The organism is Marinobacter metalliresistant, from assembly GCF_038098645.1.
Classification (GTDB): Bacteria; Pseudomonadota; Gammaproteobacteria; order Pseudomonadales; family Oleiphilaceae; genus Marinobacter; species Marinobacter metalliresistant.
Genome location: NZ_CP101118.1, coordinates 3,478,099 through 3,499,337, shown reverse-complemented (window position 1 = coordinate 3,499,337; position 21,239 = coordinate 3,478,099). Strand labels below are relative to the sequence as shown.

The following is a 21,239-nucleotide window of genomic DNA, read 5'->3' as shown; positions in this document are numbered from 1 at the left end:
CACCCTTTTCGCCGTGGGGGACCCAACGCGGTATAATTTTCGTTTTTATCCGAGCGAGGTGTTATGGACCATATCCAGATCAAAGGGGCACGAACCCACAACCTGAAGAACATCGACCTGGATATGCCTAGGGACAAGCTGATTGTGATAACCGGCCTTTCCGGTTCGGGCAAGTCATCCCTGGCGTTTGACACGCTCTATGCCGAAGGCCAGCGACGTTACGTGGAATCCCTGTCCACCTATGCCCGCCAGTTCCTGTCCATGATGGAAAAACCGGATGTGGACCACATCGAGGGCCTGTCACCGGCGATTTCCATCGAACAGAAATCCACCTCCCACAACCCTCGCTCCACCGTGGGCACCATCACCGAGATTTACGATTACCTCCGGCTGCTCTTCGCCCGGGCCGGAGAGCCCCGCTGTCCGGACCACGGCCAGCCCCTGGAGGCGCAGACCATCAGTCAGATGGTCGACCAGGTACTGGCGATGCCGGAGGACAGCAAACTGATAATCCTGGCACCGGTCATTCGTGACCGGAAAGGCGAGCACCTCCAGGTGGTCGAAACCATGCGCAGCCAGGGGTTTATTCGCCTTCGGATCGATGGCACGGTTTACGACATCGACGACGCCCCCGCCCTGGACAAGAAACGCAAACACCAGATTGATGTAGTGGTCGACCGCTTCAAGGTCAAGCCGGGTCTGGAGCAGCGCCTTGCCGAGAGCTTTGAAACCGCTCTGGAGCTGTCGGATGGCATTGCCCTGGTTGCTCCGATGAGCGGTGAAGGTGAAGAACATACCTTCTCCGCCCGCTACGCATGCACCCAGTGTGGCTATGCCCTCAGTGAACTGGAACCCCGTCTGTTCTCGTTCAATAACCCGGCCGGCGCCTGCCCGACCTGCGACGGTCTGGGTGTAAAACAGTTCTTCGATCCGGAAAAGATTGTCCAGCACCCGGAAGCAACGCTGGCCGCCGGTGCCATCAAGGGCTGGGACCGGAGAGCTGTCTACTACTTCCAGATGCTCGGCAGCGTAGCAGAGCATTATGGTATCGATCTGGAAACGCCCTGGGCGGAGCTGTCTGAGGAATTTCGCAACGTGTTGCTGTTCGGCTCCGGCAACGAAGACATTCCGTTTCGTTATGTGAATTCCCGGGGCCATATCATGGAAAAGGCTCATCCGTTCGAGGGCATTCTGCCAAACCTGGAGCGCCGCTACCGGGAGACCGACTCCCAGAGTATGCGGGAGGAACTTGCCCGCAACCTGAGCACCCAGCCGTGCAAGGATTGCCACGGCTCACGTCTGCGCCGCAGTGCCCGCCATGTATTTATCGAAGATCACAACATTTCAGACGTAACCCGGCTGCCCGTGGGCGACGCGCACAACTATTTCGAGACCCTGGCCCTGCCCGGGCAAAAAGGGGAAATCGCTGAGAAAATCCTGAAGGAGGTGCGGCAACGCCTGCAGTTTCTGGTGAATGTCGGCCTGGAATACCTGACTCTTGAGCGTAGTGCGGACACCCTGTCCGGCGGGGAAGCCCAGCGGATCCGTTTGGCCAGCCAGATTGGCGCGGGGCTGGTGGGCGTCATGTACATCCTGGACGAGCCCTCCATCGGCCTGCACCAGCGGGATAACGACAGGCTGCTGGCCACCCTCACCCACCTCAGGGATCTGGGCAACACCGTTATTGTGGTTGAACACGACGAGGACGCCATCCGTGCCGCCGATCACGTGATCGACATCGGCCCGGGTGCCGGCATCCACGGGGGGAAAGTCATCGGACAGGGCACTCCTCAGCAGATCATCGACAATCCTGACTCGCTCACTGGCCAGTACCTTAATGGCACCCGGGAAATTGCGATTCCCAAAGAACGACACAAGGGCAACGGTCAAACACTGACCCTGTCCGGTGCAACAGGAAATAATCTCAGGGATGTCACCCTTACCCTGCCCCTCGGGCTGATGACCTGCATCACCGGTGTATCAGGTTCGGGCAAGTCAACCCTGATCAACAGCACCCTGTATCCGGTGGCTGCCACCAAGCTGAACAAGGCCTCAAGCCTGAACCATTCGCCCTATCAGTCCCTGAAGGGCCTGGACCAGCTAGACAAGGTCATCGATATTGACCAGAGCCCCATCGGCCGAACTCCACGCTCCAACCCCGCCACCTATACCGGCCTGTTTACTCCTATTCGGGAACTCTTCGCCGGCACCCAGGAGTCTCGCTCCCGGGGGTACAAACCCGGGCGCTTCTCTTTCAACGTCAAAGGCGGCCGCTGCGAGGCCTGCCAGGGTGATGGCGTAATAAAGGTAGAGATGCACTTCCTGCCAGATGTGTATGTTCCCTGCGACGTCTGCAAGGGCAAACGCTACAACCGTGAAACCCTGGAAGTCCGCTACAAGGGCAAGAACATCAACGAAGTCCTGCAAATGACCGTTGAGGAGGGCCGGGAATTCTTCGATGCCGTGCCGTTCCTCGCCCGCAAACTCCAGACCCTGATGGACGTGGGCCTGTCCTACATTCGCCTGGGCCAAAGCGCCGTCACCCTCTCCGGCGGCGAAGCCCAGCGGGTAAAACTTGCCAAGGAACTGTCCAAGCGGGATACCGGCAAAACCCTGTACATCCTGGACGAACCGACCACCGGCCTGCACTTCTATGACATCCAGCAGCTGCTCAATGTACTGGAACGCCTGCGGGATCACGGCAACACCATTGTCGTGATCGAACACAATCTGGACGTGATCAAGACCGCCGACTGGATCATCGACCTGGGCCCGGAAGGCGGTTCCGGTGGCGGACAGATTATCGCAGAGGGTACACCCGAAGAAGTTGCAGATAGCCCGGCTTCCCACACGGGTCGTTACCTGAAACCGATGCTGGGGAGATGAACATGGGGTCAGATGAAAGCTTTCATCTGACCCCGCTGTCACGGGCAAACACGGGGTCAGATGAAAGCTTTCATCTGACCCCTTTTTCATTCCAGGCACAAAAAAACCGGAAGACTTGACCCTTCCGGTTTTTTCGAACCAAGCCGAGGCGATTAATCCTCGTCTTCGTCCACTTCTTCCGCCTCAATATCCAGTGGGCGACCAACCAGCTCAACAAATGCCATGGGGGCATTGTCGCCGGCACGGAAACCGCACTTCAGGATACGAAGGTATCCACCCGGACGCTCGCTGTAACGGGGACCAAGCTCACCAAACAGCTTGGCAACCGCTGCATCGTCGCGCAGGCGTGAGAACGCCAGACGACGATTCGCGACCGAATCATTCTTGGAAAGCGTGATCAAAGGCTCAGCTACCCGGCGAAGCTCTTTGGCTTTCGGCAGCGTTGTTTTGATCAGCTCGTGTTCAACCAGTGACGCAGTCATGTTACGGAACATGGCCTTGCGATGCGCACTGGTCCTGCTGAACTTACGACCACTCTTACGATGACGCATTGCTCTGATTCCTTACCTTAAACCAATCGGCGATTAACCGCCCAGAACCCGGTCGTCGCCACGAAGGCTAGCCGGTGGCCAGTTATCAAGACGCATACCCAATGACAGACCACGGGACGCCAGAACGTCCTTGATCTCGGTCAGCGACTTTTTACCAAGGTTAGGCGTCTTCAACAGCTCAACTTCTGTGCGCTGGATAAGATCGCCGATGTAGTAAATGTTCTCAGCCTTCAAGCAGTTAGCTGAACGCACTGTCAACTCCAGATCATCAACCGGGCGCAGCAGAATCGGATCGATTTCTTCCTCTTCTTCAACGCGCTCGGGTTCTTTCTCATGATCGAAATCGACGAACACCGCCAGTTGCTGCTGGAGAATGGTAGCCGCCCGGCGAATTGCTTCTTCCGGGTCGATGGTGCCATTGGTCTCCAGGTCAATAACCAGCTTGTCCAGATCGGTCCGCTGCTCTACCCGTGCACTTTCCACGGCATAAGCCACACGACGAACCGGGCTGAACGTTGCATCCAGCTGCAGGCGTCCGATGGCACGAGTTTCGTCCTCGTCAAGACCACGCTGGTCTGCCGGCTCATAGCCGCGACCACGGGCAACGCGGAGCCGCATGTTCACTTCACCTTTCTCGCTAAGGTGACAGATCACGTGCTCCGGGTTAGCAATCTCGACATCATGATCCAGCTTGATATCACCGGCTGTCACAACGCCCGGGCCTTTCTTGCTGAGCGTAAGCTCGGCATCGTCCCGACCGTGCATTTTTACGGCGACGCCCTTGAGATTCAGAAGAATCTCAATCACGTCTTCCTGGACACCCTCAATGGCACTGTACTCGTGCAGGACACCGCCGATCTGCGCTTCAGTCACGGCGCAGCCCGGCATCGAAGACAAGAGAATCCGGCGCAGTGCACTACCCAGGGTATGACCAAAGCCCCTTTCCAGAGGCTCAAGCGTAACCTTGGCACGTGTGGCGCTTGATTCCTTCACGTCAATGGTACGAGGTGTCAATAACTCATGTACTGAACGCTGCATAGACGCCCCTATCTGCTATCGTTGCTACTTACGTTGCAAATCAGGCTTTACTTGGAGTAAAGCTCGACGATGAGGTTCTCGTTGATGTCGGCCGGCAATTCAGTACGCTCGGGTACTGACCTGTAAACGCCGGACATCTTGTTGGCGTCGACCTCTACCCAGCTCACCGGTGCACGACTTGCAGACAGATCCAGTGCGCCTTTGACACGCAGCTGGTTTCTGGCCTTCTCACGCACACTCACAACATCACCCGGCTTGACCTGATAGGAAGCGATATTCACTACCTTGTCGTTTACCAGGATGGCTTTGTGAGAAACGAGCTGACGGGACTCTGCACGGGTAGAACCAAAGCCCATGCGGTATACAACGTTATCCAGGCGGCCTTCCAGAAGCTGCAGCAGGTTTTCACCGGTTGCACCTTTGATTCGGGCTGCCTCTTTATAGTAGTTGCGGAACTGCTTCTCCAGTACGCCGTAGATACGACGAACTTTCTGCTTTTCACGAAGCTGTACGCCGTACTCGGACAGACGACCGCGACGCGCGCCGTGCATACCCGGCGGAGTCTCGATGTTACACTTTGAATCGAGCGCGCGAACACCGCTCTTCAGAAAAAGATCTGTCCCTTCACGACGAGACAGCTTGCACTTCGGGCCTATATAACGAGCCATAATTCACTGTCTCCTGTGTTAGACGCGGCGCTTTTTGGGCGGACGACAGCCGTTATGGGGAATCGGCGTCACATCTGTGATGTTGGTGATCTTGTAGCCACACGCGTTCAGCGCGCGAACTGCAGATTCACGTCCGGGCCCAGGACCCTTAACCTCTACGTCCAGGTTTTTAAGGCCGTATTCAGCAGCCGCATTACCGGCTCTTTCAGCTGCTACCTGCGCAGCAAAAGGTGTACTCTTGCGTGACCCACGGAAACCGGAACCACCGGAGGTGGCCCAGGACAGGACGTTGCCCTGACGGTCAGAAATGGTCACGATAGTGTTGTTGAAGGACGCGTGAATGTGCGCGACGCCATCAACAACCGTCTTTTTCACCTTTTTACGGGTACGTGTACCTGGCTTTGCCATGATTGCCTACCTGTTACTTACGAATAGGTTTGCGAGGACCTTTACGGGTGCGTGCGTTGGTCTTGGTGCGCTGGCCACGGACCGGAAGGCCATGACGATGACGCAGACCACGGTGACATCCGAGATCCTTCAAACGCTTAATGTTCATCTGTACTTCACGACGCAGATCGCCTTCGACAGACACCTTGCCCACTTCAGTACGAAGTGCTTCAAGCTGCTCGTCGCTCAGGTCCTTGACCTTGACGTCCGGCTTGACACCGGTTGCGTCGCAAAGCTTCTGGGCTGTTGTCTTGCCAACACCAAAGATGTAGGTCAGCGAGATAACAGCATGTTTGTGATCGGGTATATTGACACCGGCTATACGTGCCATCCAAATTACTCCGCGTTCAAAGCTTTGCTGTGTGAATTTTCCGCCACTATAAAAGGGCGCGAAATAATAGCGCCTGACCCCGGCTGGGGTCAAGCGCTATTATTCGTACCCTCTACAATGTCAGTTCCGGATCCGATGCGGATCAGCCCTGGCGTTGCTTGTGACGAGGCTCCGAGCAAATGACCCGTACCGAGCCATTGCGACGAATTACTTTGCAGTTACGGCAAATTTTCTTTACCGAAGCGCGTACTTTCATTGTCGACTCCAGTTTTCAAGGGGAACGGGATTAACCGTTCCGACCATAGCCCTTGAGATTGGATTTCTTCATCAGCGATTCATACTGATGGGACATCAGGTGCGACTGAACCTGCGCCATGAAATCCATCACCACGACTACAACAATCAGCAGTGAGGTACCACCCAGATAGAACGGTACATTCCCGGCCACCATCAGGAACTGAGGAAACAGGGACACTGCTGCAATGTACATTGCACCGAACAACGTCAGGCGGGTCAGCACACCATCAATATACTTGGCGGTCTGATCACCAGGACGGATGCCCGGAATAAATGCGCCAGAGCGCTTGAGGTTATCCGCAACTTCTTTCGGGTTATACATCAGGGCTGTGTAGAAGAAGCAGAAAAAGACCACTGCTGCTGCAAACAGAATAATGTACAACGGCTGGCTGGGAGCAAGCGCCTGCGACACATCGCTGAGCCATTCCATGCCCTCGCCCTGACCAAACCACTGGCCGATCGACGCCGGGAACAGCAGGATGGAAGACGCAAAGATGGGCGGAATAACACCGGCCATGTTCACCTTGAGCGGCAAGTGACTGGATTGCTGGGCGAACACCCGACGACCCTGTTGCCGCTTGGCATAGTTAATGGTCAGCCGACGCTGCCCACGCTCCATAAAGACCACAAAGCCAATCACAGCAATCGCCAGAACGCCAATACCAAGAACCACCAGCAGGCTCATCTCACCGTTCCGCGCCTGTTCCAACGTCTGACCGATTGCTCCGGGCAGGCCGGCCACGATTCCTGCGAAAATCAACAGTGAAATGCCGTTGCCTACGCCGCGCTCGGTGATCTGCTCACCCAGCCACATCATGAACACCGCGCCACTGACAAAGGACACAACTGCCACAAAGTGGAAGCTGAAGCTATCATTGAAAGTGACACCCTGCGATGCCAGACCGACAGAGATACCAGCGCCCTGAACCAGGGCGAGGATAACCGTACCATACCGCGTGTACTGGCTGATCTTGCGCCGACCAGCTTCGCCCTCTTTCTTCAGCTGCTCAAGCTGCGGACTGACCGCAGTCATGAGCTGCATGATAATCGAGGCCGAGATATACGGCATGATACCGAGAGCGAAGATACTCATGCGCTCAAGCGCACCACCGGAAAACATGTTGAACATACTCAGGATTGTGCCCTGATTCTGCTCAAACAATGCCGCCAGACGGTCCGGGTTGATACCCGGCACCGGAATGTGGGCACCGATCCGGTACACCAGCAATGCCAGGAAGACAAACCAGAGCCGCGATCGCAGCTCTGCCAGTCCTTTACCCGCGCCCGCAGGCAATGATGCGTTCTTGGCCATTTAGTCCTCGACTCGCCTTAGTCTTCGACTTTACCACCCGCGGCAGAAATTGCCTCGCGCGCGCCTTTGGTTACCCGAAGTCCCTTGACGGTTACCGCACGGCTCAGTTCACCGGACAGGATAACCTTGGCTTCGCGAATTTCTTCACGAATGATATCTGCCTTCTTCAGGGCTTCGAGATCAACCACATCGCCTTCGACCTTCGCCAGTTCGTTCAGGCGAATTTCGGCAACATAACGCTGCTGGCGAGACGTGAAGCCGAACTTCGGCAGACGACGGGCCAACGGCTGCTGACCGCCCTCAAAACCAGGTGCTACGCTGCCGCCGGACCGGGCCTTCAGACCCTTGTGACCGCGACCACCGGTTTTACCGAGACCACTACCGATACCACGACCAACGCGCCTGGCGGCCGGACGTGAACCGGGTTCTGGACTAAGTTCGTTCAGACGCATCTTAGTTCTCCTCAACCCGAACCAGGTAATCAACCCGGTTGATCATGCCGCGGATGGAAGGTGTATCTTCCACTTCCACGGTGTGACCGATTTTACGAAGACCCAGGCCCTTCACACACAGTTTGTGCTTGGGCTGGCAGCCGATGGGGCTGCGGGTCAGAGTTACTTTGATCGTTTTTGCGTTCGCCATGACTTCAACCCAGAATCTCTTCCACGGTCTTACCGCGCTTGGCTGCAATATCTTCAGGCGCCTGTGTCGCCTGGAGACCCTTGATGGTGGAACGTACAACGTTCACCGGGTTGGTAGACCCGTAACACTTGGACAGTACGTTCTGAACACCCGCAACTTCCAGTACCGCACGCATCGCACCGCCGGCGATGATACCAGTACCTTCGGACGCCGGCTGCATGTAGACCTTGGAGCCGCCATGCTGAGCCTTGACCGGGTATTGCAGAGTGGTGCCGTCCAGCGGAACCTCTACCATGTTTTTGCGTGCAGCTTCCATGGCCTTCTGGATAGCAACCGGCACTTCACGCGCCTTGCCACGACCGAAACCAACGCGACCTTTACCATCACCCACTACAGTCAGTGCGGTGAAGGCGAAAATACGGCCGCCTTTAACCACCTTGGCGACGCGATTGACCTGAACCAGCTTCTCCTGGAGCTCAGGCGCCTTCTGTTCGTTAACGCTCATCTTCTCCACCTCTTAGAATTGCAAGCCAGCTTCACGGGCTGCGTCGGCCAACGCCTGGACACGGCCGTGATAACGGTAACCGGAGCGGTCAAAAGCAACCTGCTCAACACCTGCCGCCTTGGCACGCTCAGCAATCAACTGACCGACCTTCTTGGCAGCGTCCACGTTACCGGTTGCACCCTGGCGCAGTTCCTTATCCAACGTGGAGGCAGTGGCAATAACCTTGCTGCCATCTGCAGTCGTGACCTGGGCGTACATGTGACGCGGTGTGCGATGCACGCACAGGCGATTGGTACCCAGCTCACGGATCTTCATGCGCACTTTGCGTGCGCGACGCAATCTTTCGTTATTCGCGCTCATAGTCCCGCCTTATTTCTTCTTGGCTTCTTTGCGTCTGACCTGCTCATCCGCATAACGAACACCCTTGCCCTTATAAGGCTCGGGCGGACGGAACGCGCGGACTTCCGCAGCGACCTGGCCAACCTGTTGCTTGTCGATACCGCGAATCACAACTTCCGTATTGGACGGAGTTTCTGCGGTAATCCCCTCGGGCAGCTCATACTCGACCGGGTGCGAAAAACCCAGTGTCAGGTTGAGCTTCTTACCTTGCGCCTGGGCACGGTAACCTACGCCCGTCAGCTGAAGTTTACGTTCCCAGCCTGTGGAGACACCGGTCACCATGTTGTTGACCAGTGCACGAGTAGTACCAGCAAGAGCGCGGGACTGTTTAGCACCATCGCGAGCCGCAAAGCGCAGAACATTTTCTTCCTGCTTTACTTCAACCGCCTGGTGAATGGTGATTTGAAGCGCTCCCTTGGAGCCCTTCACATTGATTTCCTGTCCGTTCAGCTTAACCTCAACACCGGAAGGCAGCACGACAGGATTATTGGCAACCCTGGACATGTGGTTCTCCTAGAATACGGTGCAGATGACTTCGCCACCCACGCCAGCAGCACGTGCGGCGCGGTCTGTCATAACGCCCTTGGACGTTGAGACAATCGCGACTCCCAGACCACCGGATACTTTCGGCAGTTCCCCAGCGCCTTTGTACTGGCGCAGACTCGGACGGCTGACCCGCTTGATCTCTTCAATAACCGGCTTGCCACCGAAGTACTTCAGAGTGATCGTCAGCTCGGGCTTCGCGTCGGCTGAAACGGAAAAATCGTCAACGTAACCTTCATCCTTAAGGACCTGGGCTACGGAGATCTTCATCTTTGAAGACGGCATCGCAACGTCTGCTTTTGATGCCATCTGTGCATTACGGATACGAGTGAACATATCCGCAAGCGTGTCTTGCATACTCATTGGTATGAGGCTCCTGATCTTTTTAGTTGTGCAGCGGCGTGCCGCACCGCTTACCAACAGGCACCTGACCGGAGTCAGGGTACCTATCTTACCAGCTTGCCTTGGTCAGGCCCGGAACGTCACCACGCATGCCGTATTCACGGAGTTTGATCCGTGAAAGCTCGAACTTGCGCAGAACGCCGTGCGGCCGACCAGTCACCTGGCAACGATTACGAAGACGCGAAGGGGACGCATCGCGAGGAAGCTGCTGAAGCTTCATCTGTGCATTCCAACGGTCATCATCGCTGGTATTCGGGTTCTTGATAATCGCCTTGAGTTCAGCACGCTTTGCTGCAAATTTCGCAACAGTCTGCTCGCGCTTGAGCTCACGGTTCTTCATGGAAACCTTAGCCATTACACTCGTTCCTTATTTCTTGAACGGAAAGCCAAAGGCTTTCAACAGTTCGCGACCTTCATCGTCGGTACCGGCAGTGGTGGTAATGGTGATGTCCAGACCACGGATCTTGTCGACTCTGTCGTACTCGATCTCGGGGAAAATGATCTGCTCACGCACACCCATGCTGTAGTTACCACGACCGTCGAACGACTTGGGATTCAGACCCCGGAAGTCACGAATGCGGGGAACCGCAATGTGAACCAGGCGATCAAAGAAATCCCACATACGTTCGCCACGCAGGGTAACTTTACAACCGATAGGCCAACCTTCGCGGATCTTGAAACCCGCAACGGATTTACGTGCCTTGGTAACAACCACTTTCTGACCTGCCAGGCGCTCAAGATCCGCCACGGCATTTTCAATCAGTTTTTTGTCACCAACCGCTTCGCCGACACCCATGTTAAGGGTGATCTTTTCGATACGCGGCACCTGCATCACGTTCTTGTAGCCGAACTCTTTCTGCAGGGCGGGTACCACTTCCTTACTGTACTGCTCTTTACTGTTAAGCATCGTAACCACCACCGCTTACTGGTTATCGACAGCTTCGTTCGTGGACTTAAAGATCCGCACTTTCGCGCCGTCTTCCCTGGTCTGGAAGCCTACACGATCGGCTTTGCCGGTCTGCGGATTAAAAATAGCCACGTTGGAAGCCTGGATAGGTGCTTCTTTTTCGACGATGCCACCTGGGGAGCCCAGCATCGGGTTTGGCTTGGTGTGCTTCTTCATCATATTGATGCCAGAAACAACCATACGGCCATCATCCTGAACCTTCAGGACTTTACCACGTTTGCCTTTATCTTTCCCCGTAGTGACGATTACTTCGTCATCTCGTTTGATCTTTTTCATAACCGGCCTCTGGTCCTTTAAAGTACTTCGGGTGCCAGTGAGATAATTTTCATGAACTTCTCATTACGCAGTTCACGGGTAACCGGTCCGAAGATACGGGTACCAATAGGAGCGTCCTGATTGTTCAGAAGTACTGCCGCGTTTCCGTCGAAACGGATCAGCGAACCGTCGGGACGGCGAACACCCTTGCGGGTGCGCACCACGACAGCTTTCAGGACCTGGCCTTTCTTCACTTTACCGCGGGGGATGGCTTCCTTGACGGTCACCTTGATGATATCCCCTACGCTGGCATAACGCCGGTGTGAACCGCCCAGGACCTTGATGCACATCACCTGACGCGCACCGCTGTTATCCGCGACTTCAAGCATTGTTTGAGTCTGAATCATGGTTGTTCTCCGGGCGAATTACACCTTGGATGCACGTTCGGTGACTTCCACCAGGGCCCAGCTCTTGGTCTTGGAGACCGGACGGGTTTCCTGAATGGTCACAGTGTCGCCGATGTTGCACTGATTGCTCTCATCATGAGCATGGATCTTGGTTGAACGCTTCATGTACTTACCGTACAGCGGGTGTTTCACCTGACGTTCGACCAGCACCACAATGGATTTCTCCATCTTGTTGCTCACGACCTTGCCGCTCAGAGTTCTGGCAGTTTGGGTAGCTTCAGTCATGTCACTGTCCTGCCTTGTCATTCAATACTGTTTTCACGCGAGCGATGTCGCGCTTCACCTTAGCGAGAAGATGAGACTGATTCAGCTGACCTGTCGCCTTACGCATGCGCAGGTTGAACTGCTCCTTCAGGAGGTCGATCAACTCTTTGTTCAGCTCCTCGACGGATTTTTCACGCAGCTCTGTTGCTTTCATCACATCACCGTCCTCGTTACAAAGGTGGTCTGTACCGGCAATTTGGCCGCAGCGAGCGTGAAAGCTTCGCGTGCCACGTCTTCGGCGACACCTTCCATCTCGTAGAGCATGCGGCCTGGCTGGATTTCAGCCACCCAATACTCGACAGAACCCTTACCTTTACCCATTCGAACTTCAAGCGGCTTTCCGGTGATCGGCTTGTCCGGGAAGACCCGGATCCAGATCTTACCGCCCCGCTTGATGCGACGAGTCATGGTACGACGCGCTGCCTCAATCTGGCGCGCAGTTATACGCCCACGGCTGGTCGCCTTCAATCCGTATTCACCGAAGCTCACCTTGTTGGCGCGGTGAGCAAGACCGGTATTACGGCCTTTCATTACCTTGCGAAATTTGGTGCGTTTTGGTTGCAGCATAAGAGTGCCCCTTTACTTAGAACCTTTCTTCCCAGAGGCTTTCTTGTCAGCACGGACCTGCTCCATACCACCAAGAATCTCACCTTTGAAGATCCATACCTTGACGCCGATTACGCCGTAAGTGGTATGCGCTTCGTAGGTTGCGTAATCAATATCTGCACGCAGAGTGTGCAGAGGTACACGACCTTCGCGATACCACTCGGAACGCGCGATTTCAGCACCCCCGAGACGACCGCCTACCTGGATCTTGATACCCTTGGCTCCCTGGCGCATGGCGTTCTGTACCGCACGCTTCATAGCGCGACGGAACATCACACGACGCTCCAGCTGGCCGGCAACGTTTTGCGCTACCAGGCGGGCATCCAGGTCCGGCTTGCGGACTTCTTCGATGTTGATATGCACAGGCACACCCATCATGTCGCTTACTTCGCGACGCAGACGATCAACATCTTCACCCTTCTTACCGATAACAATACCGGGACGGGCAGTATGGATCGTGATACGGGCGTTCTGAGCAGGGCGCTCGATCACAATCTTGCTGACAGACGCCTTCACCAGGCGCTTGTCGAGGAATTCGCGAACCTGAATATCATTCAACAGGTTTTTCGCGTATTCCTTTTTGTCGGCATACCAGACTGAGTTGTGCTCTTTGATCACACCCAGGCGCATACCGGTTGGATTTACTTTATGACCCATCTGAGCATCTCCTACTTGTCGGCGACCTTGACGGTGATATGGCAGGTGCGCTTGAAAATCCGGTCAGCGCGCCCCTTGGCTCGAGCTTTGATTCGCTTGAGCGTCGGACCCTCATCCACCATCACGGTGGAAACCCGCAGTTCGTCAACGTCCAGACCTTCGTTGTGCTCAGCGTTGGCGATGGCAGACTCAAGAGCTTTCTTGATGACTGTTGCCGCCTTTTTCGGGCTGAAAGTCAGAATGTTCAGGGCGTCCTCAACAGCCTTGCCGCGTACTTGGTCAGCGACAAGACGTGCTTTCTGAGCTGAGAGGCGAGCGCCCTTGTACTTGGCTGCTACTTCCATTTCTATTACCTCACAATCAGCGTTTAGCTTTCTTGTCGGCCGCATGACCACGATAAGTACGCGTTGCCGCGAACTCACCCAGTTTATGCCCAACCATATCTTCGGTGACATAAACCGGCACGTGCTGCTTGCCGTTGTGGACTGCAATGGTCAGGCCTACCATCTCCGGAAAAACTGTTGACCGACGCGACCAGGTTTTGATCGGCCGCTTGTCATTAGCTTCCAGAGCTGCCTCGACCTTCTTCAACAGATGCAGGTCTATAAAAGGACCTTTCTTCAAAGAACGTGGCACAGCAATTACCTCTATGTAGTCGTTTACTTGGCCGAACGACGACGTACTATCATCTTGTCAGTACGCTTGTTCTTACGAGTCTTATGCCCTTTGGTCGGAACACCCCACGGAGTAACCGGGTGACGCCCGCCAGAGGTACGCCCTTCACCACCACCATGTGGGTGGTCAACTGGGTTCATAGCAACACCACGTACGGTTGGCCGTTTGCCGCGCCAGCGTGATGCACCCGCTTTACCAAGCTGCTTGAGGCTGTGCTCGCTGTTGGATACTTCACCCAGCGTGGCACGGCAATCTACAAGCACCTTTCGCATTTCACCTGAGCGCAGGCGGATGGTGGCATAAGCACCTTCCCGGGCAACCAGCTGTACGGATGCGCCCGCGGAACGGGCCAGCTGTGCACCTTTGCCAGGTTTGAGTTCGACGCAGTGGACCACGGAACCGACCGGAATATTCCGGAGCGGCAGCGTGCTGCCCACTTTAATCGGCGCGTCGATACCGGAGCGCACAGGATCACCGATCTGCATACCCTTGGGAGCGACAATGTAACGACGCTCGCCATCGGCGTACTTCAGCAGTGCAATGTGCGCAGAGCGGTTAGGATCGTATTCCAGGCGCTCAATGACCGCCGGGACACCATCTTTGGTCCGCTTGAAATCGATAACACGGTAGTGCTTCTTGTGACCACCACCCATGTGACGGGTTGTAATGCGGCCTACATTGTTACGACCACCCGTCTTGTTCTTTCTTTCTACCAACGGCTCGTAAGGGCGCCCAGTGTACAGATCCGGGTTGTAAAGCTTTACAACGTGACGGCGTCCGGCAGATGTTGGTTTGGTTTTGACGATCGGCATATTACGACCCCTTTACCTTATTCCACATCCAGAAAATCGATGTCCTGACCTTCAGCCAGCTTTACGTAAGCCTTACGAATGTCATTACGCTTGCCGAACCCGCGGGTGGTGCGCTTGAGCTTACCCTTTCGGTTCAGAACCTGAACACCTTCTACGGTGACGTTGAACAGCTGCTCAACGGCCTTCTTGATCTCGGGCTTGGTGGCATCCGGGGCAACCCGGAAAACAACCTGGCCGTGCTCGGCCACCAGAGAAGCTTTTTCCGATACGTGCGGCCCAAGCAGGACCTGATAAATGCGTTCCTGATTCATCCCAGCATCTCCTCGATCTTCTTCAGAGCGGGAACAGTCACAACGACTTTCTCGAAGGAAACCAGGCTAACCGGATCCAGGCCAGCAATGTCGCGCACGTCAATGTGCGGGATGTTGCGTGCTGCCAGGTGCAGATTCTGCTCGACATTGTCGGACAGAATCAGTGCGTTGGTCACACCGATATCCTTCAGCTTGGCGTTGAATGCCTTGGTCTTGGGGCTGTCAACGTTCATGTCGTCAACAACAACCAGACGCTCCTGGCGAACCAGCTCGGAAAAAATGGAGCGCATCGCTGCGCGGTACATCTTGCGGTTAACCTTCTGCTCAAAACTACGGGGCTTTGCTGCGAAGGTAACGCCACCGGAGCGCCAGATCGGGCTACGGATAGTACCGGCACGGGCACGACCGGTGCCCTTCTGACGCCATGGCTTTTTACCGCCACCGCTGACTTCGGAACGCGTCTTCTGAGCCTTGGTACCCTGGCGGCCAGCTGCCATGTAAGCAGTAACAACCTGGTGAACCAGCGACTCGTTAAAATCTTTGGCGAATGCGGCCTCGGAAACAGAGATTCCCTTGCCGCTACCCGTAATAGTCAATTCCATCGCACCGCTCCTCAGGCTTTAACTGCAGGCTTGATGACAACATCGCCGCCAGTTGCGCCGGGTACGGCACCACTTACCAGCAGCAGGTTGCGCTCGGCGTCGACACGGACAATTTTCAGGTTCTGCACGGTAACCTGTGCGTTACCCATCTGGCCCGCCATCTTTTTGCCCTTGAATACCTTACCCGGAGTCTGGTTCTGACCAATGGAGCCCGGAGCACGGTGAGAGAGGGAGTTACCGTGGGTAGCGTCCTGCATGGAGAAGTTCCAGCGCTTAACGCCGCCCTGAAAACCCTTACCTTTGGACTGTCCGATGGCATCAACCACCTGACCGTCTTCAAAGACGGAGGCCGTAATCTCGCCGCCGGCAGCCAGGTCTTCACCTTCGCCATCAGCCAGGCGGAATTCCCACATACCACGACCGGCTTCAACGCCCGCCTTGGCAAAGTGACCAGCCTCACTCTTGGTTACACGGGAGGAACGACGGGTACCCACAGTAACCTGAACGGCACGGTAGCCATCGCTTTCAAGAGTCTTAAGTTGGGTAATCCGGTTGGGCTCAACCTCGATTACCGTTACGGGCAGCGCCTGCCCGTCTTCCGTAAAAATACGGGTCATACCGGCCTTACGACCGACAACACCAATTGCCATGTTTCACCTCTTAAGTGTACGGGGCTCTCACCCTCTATGGCCTTATGACAGTTACACAGACTGATACCGGGCAGGTATTAGCCGAGGCTGATCTGAACGTCTACACCTGCTGCCAGGTCCAGCTTCATCAAAGCATCTACTGTCTTCTCCGTCGGCTCGACGATGTCGAGCAGACGCTTGTGAGTACGAATTTCATATTGATCGCGCGCGTCCTTATTGACGTGCGGAGAGACCAATATTGTGTACTTTTCCTTCCGCGTCGGCAGAGGAATAGGCCCACGCACCTGAGCGCCGGTCCGCTTGGCGGTATCGACAATCTCCTGCGTGGACTGGTCGATAAGGCGATAATCAAACGCCTTCAACCGGATTCGAATTTTTTGGCTTTGCATGATGCACCAAACTCCACTCGTAGCAGCTACTAGTTAGCCGACCTTCAAAAAAAGGAGCCGCATTGTATGCATAATACCCAACCGTGTCAACTGCCATGCAGATTGACACGGTTGGGTAACATATGCGGCTTTAACAGAAAAAGGGGCTGATACTTCAGCCCCTTTTTCCCGGACCAAACGAGCGAATTACTCGATGATCTTGGAGACCACGCCGGCACCAACGGTACGGCCGCCTTCGCGAATCGCGAAGCGCAGACCATCTTCCATGGCGATCGGAGCAATCAGGGTAACACTCATCTTCACGTTGTCACCCGGCATAACCATTTCCACGCCTTCCGGCAGTTCACAGGAACCCGTTACGTCGGTAGTACGGAAGTAGAACTGCGGACGGTAGCCCTTGAAGAACGGCGTATGACGACCACCCTCTTCCTTGGACAGCACGTACACTTCGCACTCGAACTTGGTGTGCGGCTTGATGGAGCCCGGCACACACAGAACCTGACCACGCTCAACGTCGTCACGCTTGGTTCCACGCAGCAGAACACCCACGTTCTCACCAGCACGGCCTTCGTCCAGCAGCTTGCGGAACATTTCAACGCCGGTACACGTGGTCTTCACGGTATCCTTGATACCCACGATTTCCACTTCGTCACCAACCTTGATGATGCCACGCTCAACACGACCGGTTACCACCGTACCACGACCGGAGATGGAGAATACGTCCTCAATCGGCATCAGGAACGGCTGATCAATCGCACGCTCCGGCTCAGGGATGTAGTCGTCCAGGGCCTCTACCAGCTTCTTGACCGCCGAAGTACCCATCTCGTTGTCATCTTTGCCTTCCAGCGCCATCAGCGCAGAACCGGTAATGATCGGCGTGTCGTCACCCGGGAAGTCGTACTGGCTCAGCAGGTCACGAACTTCCATCTCTACCAGCTCAAGCAACTCTTCATCGTCTACCATGTCCGCCTTGTTCAGGAACACAACGATGTAAGGTACGCCCACCTGACGGGACAGCAGGATGTGCTCACGAGTCTGCGGCATGGGGCCGTCCGCTGCGGAGCAAACCAGAATAGCGCCGTCCATCTGGGCCGCACCCGTGATCATGTTCTTCACATAATCCGCGTGGCCCGGGCAGTCTACGTGAGCGTAGTGACGGGTCGGGGAATCGTACTCAACGTGAGAGGTCGCAATGGTAATACCACGCGCACGCTCTTCCGGGGCGTTATCAATCTGGTCAAACGCACGGCTCTCACCCGTACCCCAGACTTCGTGACACACGCGAGTCAGGGCTGCTGTCAAAGTGGTCTTGCCATGGTCAACGTGACCAATGGTGCCCACGTTCAAGTGCGGCTTATTACGCTCAAATTTAGATTTAGACACGGTTACACCTCTTCCTGTTTCTTAAGTCCTGGGGATCAACCCTTTTTAATGATCGCTTCGGCAATGTTCGAAGGAGCTTCCATATAGCGAGAGAACTCCATCGCATAAGACGCCCGACCCTGAGTCGCTGAACGCAGGTCAGTGGCGTAACCGAACATCTCCGACAACGGAACTTCTGCGCGGATGACTTTACCCGAGGGGCCTTCATCCATACCCTGAATCAGGCCGCGACGACGGTTCAAATCACCGACGACGTCACCCATATATTCCTCAGGGCTGACAACCTCAACTCTCATGATAGGCTCGAGAAGCGCAGGATTGGCTTCCAGAGCACCTTTCTTCATCGCCATGGAGCCGGCGACTTTGAAAGCCATCTCGTTGGAGTCAACATCGTGATAGGAGCCGTCATACAGGGTCGCCTTGATGCGCAGCAGCGGATAGCCGGCCAGACAGCCGTTCTGCATCTGCTCGGAAATACCCTGCTGGACTGCCGGGATGTATTCCTTCGGAACCACACCACCAACAATCTCATTCACGAAGATAAAGTTTTCGCCATCTTCATCATCCAGTGGCAGCGGCTCAAGCTTGATCTTGACGTGACCGTACTGACCGCGACCACCGGACTGACGAACAAACTTGCCTTCGACGTCTACCGGCTTGCGGATGCACTCACGATAAGCCACCTGCGGCTTGCCAATGTTGGCTTCAACCTTGAACTCGCGACGCATACGGTCAACGATGATATCCAGATGAAGCTCACCCATACCGGAGATAATGGTCTGCCCGGATTCCTCGTCGGTACGCACCCGGAATGACGGATCTTCCTGGGCCAGCTTGCCCAAAGCAACACCCATCTTCTCCTGGTCCGCCTTGGACTTCGGCTCAACCGCTACGGAAATTACCGGCTCCGGGAATTCCATACGCTCAAGGATGATCTTGTGGTTTTCGTCGCACAGGGTGTCACCAGTGGTCACACTCTTCAGGCCGATGGCCGCAGCGATATCACCCGCCAGAACCTCTTTGATCTCCTGGCGATCTTTGGAGTGCATCTGAACCATACGGCCGACACGCTCCTTCTTGCCCTTCACGGAGTTGTAGACGGCATTGCCGGATTCCAGCTTGCCAGAGTACACCCGGAAAAAGGTCAGGGTACCAACGAACGGATCAGTCGCGATCTTGAAGGCAAGCGCTGAAAATGGTGCGTCATCATCGGCCTGACGGGTCTCTTCGGTACCGTCTTCGTCCACCTCACCACGGATGGCCTTAACTTCATCCGGAGCCGGCAGGAATTCGATGACGGAGTCCAGCACCGCCTGAACACCCTTGTTCTTGAACGCGGAGCCGCAAGTAGCAACAACGATTTCGTTGGCCAGGGTGCGCAGGCGCAGCCCTTTCTTGATGTCGTCAATGTTGAGCTCGCCCTCTTCGAGGTAACGCTCCATCAACTCTTCGTTCGCTTCCGCCGCGGCTTCCATCATCTGCTCGCGATACATGGCGACTTCTTCGACCATATCCTCAGGAACGTCTCTCTGATCGTAAGTAGCGCCGGAATCGTCTTCATTCCAGTAGATCGCCTTGTTACGGATCAGGTCGACGATGCCGGCGAACTTGTCTTCGGAACCGATCGGCAACTGAATGGGAACCGCGTTTGCGCCCAGACGGTTCTTGATCTGGTCAACAACCCGCAGGAAGTTGGCACCGGCACGGTCCATCTTGTTGACGAACACCATGCGGGGAACTTCGTACTTGTTGGCCTGACGCCACACAGTCTCGGACTGGGGCTCAACACCGGAGGAGCCGCAGAACACAACAACAGCACCGTCGAGTACGCGCAATGAACGCTCTACCTCGATGGTAAAGTCAACGTGCCCCGGGGTGTCGATGATATTGATCCGGTGCTCCGGATACTGCTTGTCCATGCCCTGCCAGAAACAGGTCGTCGCAGCTGAGGTAATGGTAATACCACGCTCCTGCTCCTGCTCCATCCAGTCCATGGTAGCCGCACCATCATGAACCTCACCGATTTTGTGGGAAATACCTGTATAGAACAGGACCCGCTCGGTGGTTGTGGTTTTGCCCGCATCAACGTGCGCACAAATACCAATGTTTCTGTAACGCTTGATAGGAGTCTTGCGTGCCACTGTATAAACCTCGGCTGATTAGAAACGGAAGTGAGAGAACGCCTTGTTGGCTTCTGCCATGCGGTGAACATCTTCACGCTTCTTAACAGCGGAGCCTTTGCTGTCAGCGGCGTCCAGGATTTCACCAGCCAGACGCTGTGCCATGGATTTCTCACCGCGCTTCCGTGAAAATTCTACGAGCCAGCGCATCGCCAGCGCGTTCTGACGGGAAGGCCGTACTTCTACGGGCACCTGGTAGGTAGCACCACCCACACGACGGGACTTGACCTCAACCATCGGCTGGATGTTTTCCAGGGCCTTCTCGAACATGTCGATCGGCTCTTCTTTTGATTTCTCGGCAACAATGTCCAGCGCGCCGTAAACAATGCGCTCTGCAACGGACTTCTTGCCACTTTCCATCACGTGGTTGATGAACTTGGCAAGACGTGCACTGCCGAATTTGGGATCCGGGATAATTTCCCGTTTTGCTGCAACTCTTCTTCTAGGCATCGATAAGCCCTTATATATCCAAAAGGTCTTCAGGAACCCCTGAGATAGCAAATGCTACTCAGCCTTACTCTTACCGTTCTGACAAGCAACGATAAAAGGCACCCGTCCGGGAGATCAGGACTTGGGTCGTTTTGCACCGTACTTGGAGCGGCCCTGCTTACGGTTCTGCACACCCTGGGTGTCCAGTGTTCCGCGAACAGTGTGATAGCGCACACCCGGAAGGTCTTTTACTCGACCGCCACGGATCAGCACAACACTGTGCTCCTGAAGGTTGTGACCTTCACCACCAATGTAAGAGGAAACCTCGTAGCCGTTGGTCAGGCGAACACGGCACACTTTACGCAGTGCTGAGTTCGGCTTCTTCGGCGTTGTGGTGTACACACGAGTGCACACACCACGGCGCTGAGGGCAGGCCTGGAGAGCAGGAACATCGCTCTTGGCTACCTTGCGCTTACGAGGCTTACGCACCAACTGATTAATCGTTGCCATGTAAGCAAACTCCAAAAAACCATATCAATGAAACTTACCCCCTGTGCAGGGGGTAAAATTT

At 55.4% G+C, this 21,239-nt stretch carries 33 protein-coding genes; 1 reads left to right on the top strand and 32 read right to left on the bottom strand.

Annotated elements, in window-relative coordinates; genetic code table 11:
* The first annotated feature begins 63 nt into the window (after positions 1 to 63).
* Positions 64 to 2,886, top strand: coding sequence for an excinuclease ABC subunit UvrA (gene uvrA, locus NLK58_RS16425; RefSeq protein WP_341581306.1), 2,823 nt, complete (start codon positions 64 to 66; stop codon positions 2,884 to 2,886).
* Positions 2,887 to 3,038: 152 nt separating this feature from the next.
* Here the strand turns inward: uvrA and rplQ are convergent, their stop codons facing one another.
* The 32 genes from rplQ to rpsL form a co-directional block, all read right to left on the bottom strand.
* Entirely contained in the window at positions 3,039 to 3,437 is a 399-nt protein-coding gene (rplQ, locus tag NLK58_RS16420) for a 50S ribosomal protein L17 (protein WP_117619479.1), read from the bottom strand.
* A gap of 33 nt (positions 3,438 to 3,470) precedes the next feature.
* Positions 3,471 to 4,475, bottom strand: a complete 1,005-nt coding sequence (locus NLK58_RS16415) for a DNA-directed RNA polymerase subunit alpha (RefSeq protein ID WP_117619478.1) — start codon at positions 4,473 to 4,475, stop codon at positions 3,471 to 3,473.
* A 47-nt stretch (positions 4,476 to 4,522) separates the two neighbouring features.
* Complete coding sequence (gene rpsD, locus NLK58_RS16410) at positions 4,523 to 5,143, bottom strand: 30S ribosomal protein S4 (RefSeq protein ID WP_099619753.1); 621 nt, start codon at positions 5,141 to 5,143, stop codon at positions 4,523 to 4,525.
* 18 nt (positions 5,144 to 5,161) lie between these two features.
* A complete protein-coding gene (rpsK, locus tag NLK58_RS16405) occupies positions 5,162 to 5,551 on the bottom strand; it encodes a 30S ribosomal protein S11 (protein ID WP_007153992.1) in 390 nt (129 codons plus the stop codon).
* A 13-nt stretch (positions 5,552 to 5,564) separates the two neighbouring features.
* Complete coding sequence (gene rpsM / locus NLK58_RS16400) at positions 5,565 to 5,921, bottom strand: 30S ribosomal protein S13 (RefSeq protein WP_048497755.1); 357 nt, start codon at positions 5,919 to 5,921, stop codon at positions 5,565 to 5,567.
* A gap of 142 nt (positions 5,922 to 6,063) precedes the next feature.
* Positions 6,064 to 6,177, bottom strand: a complete 114-nt coding sequence (gene rpmJ / locus NLK58_RS16395; RefSeq protein ID WP_008174902.1) for a 50S ribosomal protein L36 — start codon at positions 6,175 to 6,177, stop codon at positions 6,064 to 6,066.
* A 30-nt stretch (positions 6,178 to 6,207) separates the two neighbouring features.
* Entirely contained in the window at positions 6,208 to 7,530 is a 1,323-nt protein-coding gene (secY, locus tag NLK58_RS16390) for a preprotein translocase subunit SecY (protein ID WP_117619476.1), read from the bottom strand.
* Positions 7,531 to 7,547: 17 nt separating this feature from the next.
* Complete coding sequence (gene rplO, locus NLK58_RS16385; RefSeq protein WP_099619750.1) at positions 7,548 to 7,982, bottom strand: 50S ribosomal protein L15; 435 nt, start codon at positions 7,980 to 7,982, stop codon at positions 7,548 to 7,550.
* A 1-nt stretch (position 7,983) separates the two neighbouring features.
* The gene (rpmD, locus tag NLK58_RS16380) at positions 7,984 to 8,172 is read right to left on the bottom strand and encodes a 50S ribosomal protein L30 (RefSeq protein ID WP_012139786.1); all 189 of its coding nucleotides are present in this window, start codon (positions 8,170 to 8,172) and stop codon (positions 7,984 to 7,986) included.
* A gap of 4 nt (positions 8,173 to 8,176) precedes the next feature.
* Positions 8,177 to 8,677 (bottom strand): 30S ribosomal protein S5, encoded by a 501-nt coding sequence (gene rpsE / locus NLK58_RS16375; RefSeq protein ID WP_008174892.1) that lies wholly within the window; start codon positions 8,675 to 8,677, stop codon positions 8,177 to 8,179.
* 12 nt (positions 8,678 to 8,689) lie between these two features.
* On the bottom strand, positions 8,690 to 9,037 hold the full coding sequence (gene rplR, locus NLK58_RS16370; protein ID WP_048497751.1) for a 50S ribosomal protein L18: 348 nt from the start codon (positions 9,035 to 9,037) through the stop codon (positions 8,690 to 8,692).
* A gap of 9 nt (positions 9,038 to 9,046) precedes the next feature.
* Positions 9,047 to 9,580: a 50S ribosomal protein L6 gene (rplF, locus tag NLK58_RS16365; RefSeq protein ID WP_117619475.1), complete on the bottom strand. Its 534-nt coding sequence runs from the start codon at positions 9,578 to 9,580 to the stop codon at positions 9,047 to 9,049.
* A 9-nt stretch (positions 9,581 to 9,589) separates the two neighbouring features.
* Entirely contained in the window at positions 9,590 to 9,982 is a 393-nt protein-coding gene (rpsH, locus tag NLK58_RS16360) for a 30S ribosomal protein S8 (protein ID WP_117619474.1), read from the bottom strand.
* An 88-nt stretch (positions 9,983 to 10,070) separates the two neighbouring features.
* Positions 10,071 to 10,376: a 30S ribosomal protein S14 gene (rpsN, locus tag NLK58_RS16355; RefSeq protein ID WP_048497748.1), complete on the bottom strand. Its 306-nt coding sequence runs from the start codon at positions 10,374 to 10,376 to the stop codon at positions 10,071 to 10,073.
* A gap of 12 nt (positions 10,377 to 10,388) precedes the next feature.
* A complete protein-coding gene (rplE, locus tag NLK58_RS16350) occupies positions 10,389 to 10,928 on the bottom strand; it encodes a 50S ribosomal protein L5 (protein WP_117619473.1) in 540 nt (179 codons plus the stop codon).
* Positions 10,929 to 10,943: 15 nt separating this feature from the next.
* On the bottom strand, positions 10,944 to 11,264 hold the full coding sequence (gene rplX, locus NLK58_RS16345; RefSeq protein ID WP_117619472.1) for a 50S ribosomal protein L24: 321 nt from the start codon (positions 11,262 to 11,264) through the stop codon (positions 10,944 to 10,946).
* Between the two features lie 17 nt (positions 11,265 to 11,281).
* Positions 11,282 to 11,650: a 50S ribosomal protein L14 gene (gene rplN, locus NLK58_RS16340; protein WP_007154005.1), complete on the bottom strand. Its 369-nt coding sequence runs from the start codon at positions 11,648 to 11,650 to the stop codon at positions 11,282 to 11,284.
* 18 nt (positions 11,651 to 11,668) lie between these two features.
* The gene (rpsQ, locus tag NLK58_RS16335) at positions 11,669 to 11,935 is read right to left on the bottom strand and encodes a 30S ribosomal protein S17 (RefSeq protein ID WP_008174879.1); all 267 of its coding nucleotides are present in this window, start codon (positions 11,933 to 11,935) and stop codon (positions 11,669 to 11,671) included.
* Position 11,936: 1 nt separating this feature from the next.
* Entirely contained in the window at positions 11,937 to 12,128 is a 192-nt protein-coding gene (rpmC, locus tag NLK58_RS16330; RefSeq protein WP_048497745.1) for a 50S ribosomal protein L29, read from the bottom strand.
* Positions 12,128 to 12,541, bottom strand: coding sequence for a 50S ribosomal protein L16 (gene rplP / locus NLK58_RS16325; RefSeq protein WP_048497744.1), 414 nt, complete (start codon positions 12,539 to 12,541; stop codon positions 12,128 to 12,130). Before rplP ends, rpmC begins: the two co-directional genes overlap by 1 nt.
* A gap of 12 nt (positions 12,542 to 12,553) precedes the next feature.
* The gene (rpsC, locus tag NLK58_RS16320) at positions 12,554 to 13,237 is read right to left on the bottom strand and encodes a 30S ribosomal protein S3 (protein ID WP_048497743.1); all 684 of its coding nucleotides are present in this window, start codon (positions 13,235 to 13,237) and stop codon (positions 12,554 to 12,556) included.
* A gap of 11 nt (positions 13,238 to 13,248) precedes the next feature.
* Positions 13,249 to 13,581, bottom strand: coding sequence for a 50S ribosomal protein L22 (gene rplV, locus NLK58_RS16315; protein ID WP_048497742.1), 333 nt, complete (start codon positions 13,579 to 13,581; stop codon positions 13,249 to 13,251).
* 16 nt (positions 13,582 to 13,597) lie between these two features.
* On the bottom strand, positions 13,598 to 13,873 hold the full coding sequence (gene rpsS / locus NLK58_RS16310) for a 30S ribosomal protein S19 (protein ID WP_007154011.1): 276 nt from the start codon (positions 13,871 to 13,873) through the stop codon (positions 13,598 to 13,600).
* A gap of 23 nt (positions 13,874 to 13,896) precedes the next feature.
* On the bottom strand, positions 13,897 to 14,724 hold the full coding sequence (gene rplB / locus NLK58_RS16305) for a 50S ribosomal protein L2 (RefSeq protein ID WP_117619471.1): 828 nt from the start codon (positions 14,722 to 14,724) through the stop codon (positions 13,897 to 13,899).
* Between the two features lie 17 nt (positions 14,725 to 14,741).
* Positions 14,742 to 15,035: a 50S ribosomal protein L23 gene (gene rplW / locus NLK58_RS16300; protein WP_117619470.1), complete on the bottom strand. Its 294-nt coding sequence runs from the start codon at positions 15,033 to 15,035 to the stop codon at positions 14,742 to 14,744.
* Positions 15,032 to 15,637 (bottom strand): 50S ribosomal protein L4, encoded by a 606-nt coding sequence (rplD, locus tag NLK58_RS16295; RefSeq protein WP_117619469.1) that lies wholly within the window; start codon positions 15,635 to 15,637, stop codon positions 15,032 to 15,034. Before rplD ends, rplW begins: the two co-directional genes overlap by 4 nt.
* Positions 15,638 to 15,648: 11 nt before the next feature.
* Positions 15,649 to 16,287 (bottom strand): 50S ribosomal protein L3, encoded by a 639-nt coding sequence (rplC, locus tag NLK58_RS16290; RefSeq protein ID WP_008174858.1) that lies wholly within the window; start codon positions 16,285 to 16,287, stop codon positions 15,649 to 15,651.
* 77 nt (positions 16,288 to 16,364) lie between these two features.
* Positions 16,365 to 16,676: a 30S ribosomal protein S10 gene (rpsJ, locus tag NLK58_RS16285; RefSeq protein ID WP_041341420.1), complete on the bottom strand. Its 312-nt coding sequence runs from the start codon at positions 16,674 to 16,676 to the stop codon at positions 16,365 to 16,367.
* 186 nt (positions 16,677 to 16,862) lie between these two features.
* Entirely contained in the window at positions 16,863 to 18,059 is a 1,197-nt protein-coding gene (gene tuf / locus NLK58_RS16280; protein WP_117619468.1) for an elongation factor Tu, read from the bottom strand.
* Positions 18,060 to 18,094: 35 nt separating this feature from the next.
* Positions 18,095 to 20,200, bottom strand: a complete 2,106-nt coding sequence (gene fusA / locus NLK58_RS16275; protein ID WP_117619467.1) for an elongation factor G — start codon at positions 20,198 to 20,200, stop codon at positions 18,095 to 18,097.
* Positions 20,201 to 20,218: 18 nt separating this feature from the next.
* On the bottom strand, positions 20,219 to 20,689 hold the full coding sequence (rpsG, locus tag NLK58_RS16270; RefSeq protein ID WP_099619739.1) for a 30S ribosomal protein S7: 471 nt from the start codon (positions 20,687 to 20,689) through the stop codon (positions 20,219 to 20,221).
* Between the two features lie 114 nt (positions 20,690 to 20,803).
* Positions 20,804 to 21,178 (bottom strand): 30S ribosomal protein S12, encoded by a 375-nt coding sequence (gene rpsL, locus NLK58_RS16265; RefSeq protein ID WP_008174844.1) that lies wholly within the window; start codon positions 21,176 to 21,178, stop codon positions 20,804 to 20,806.
* Positions 21,179 to 21,239: the final 61 nt, after the last annotated feature.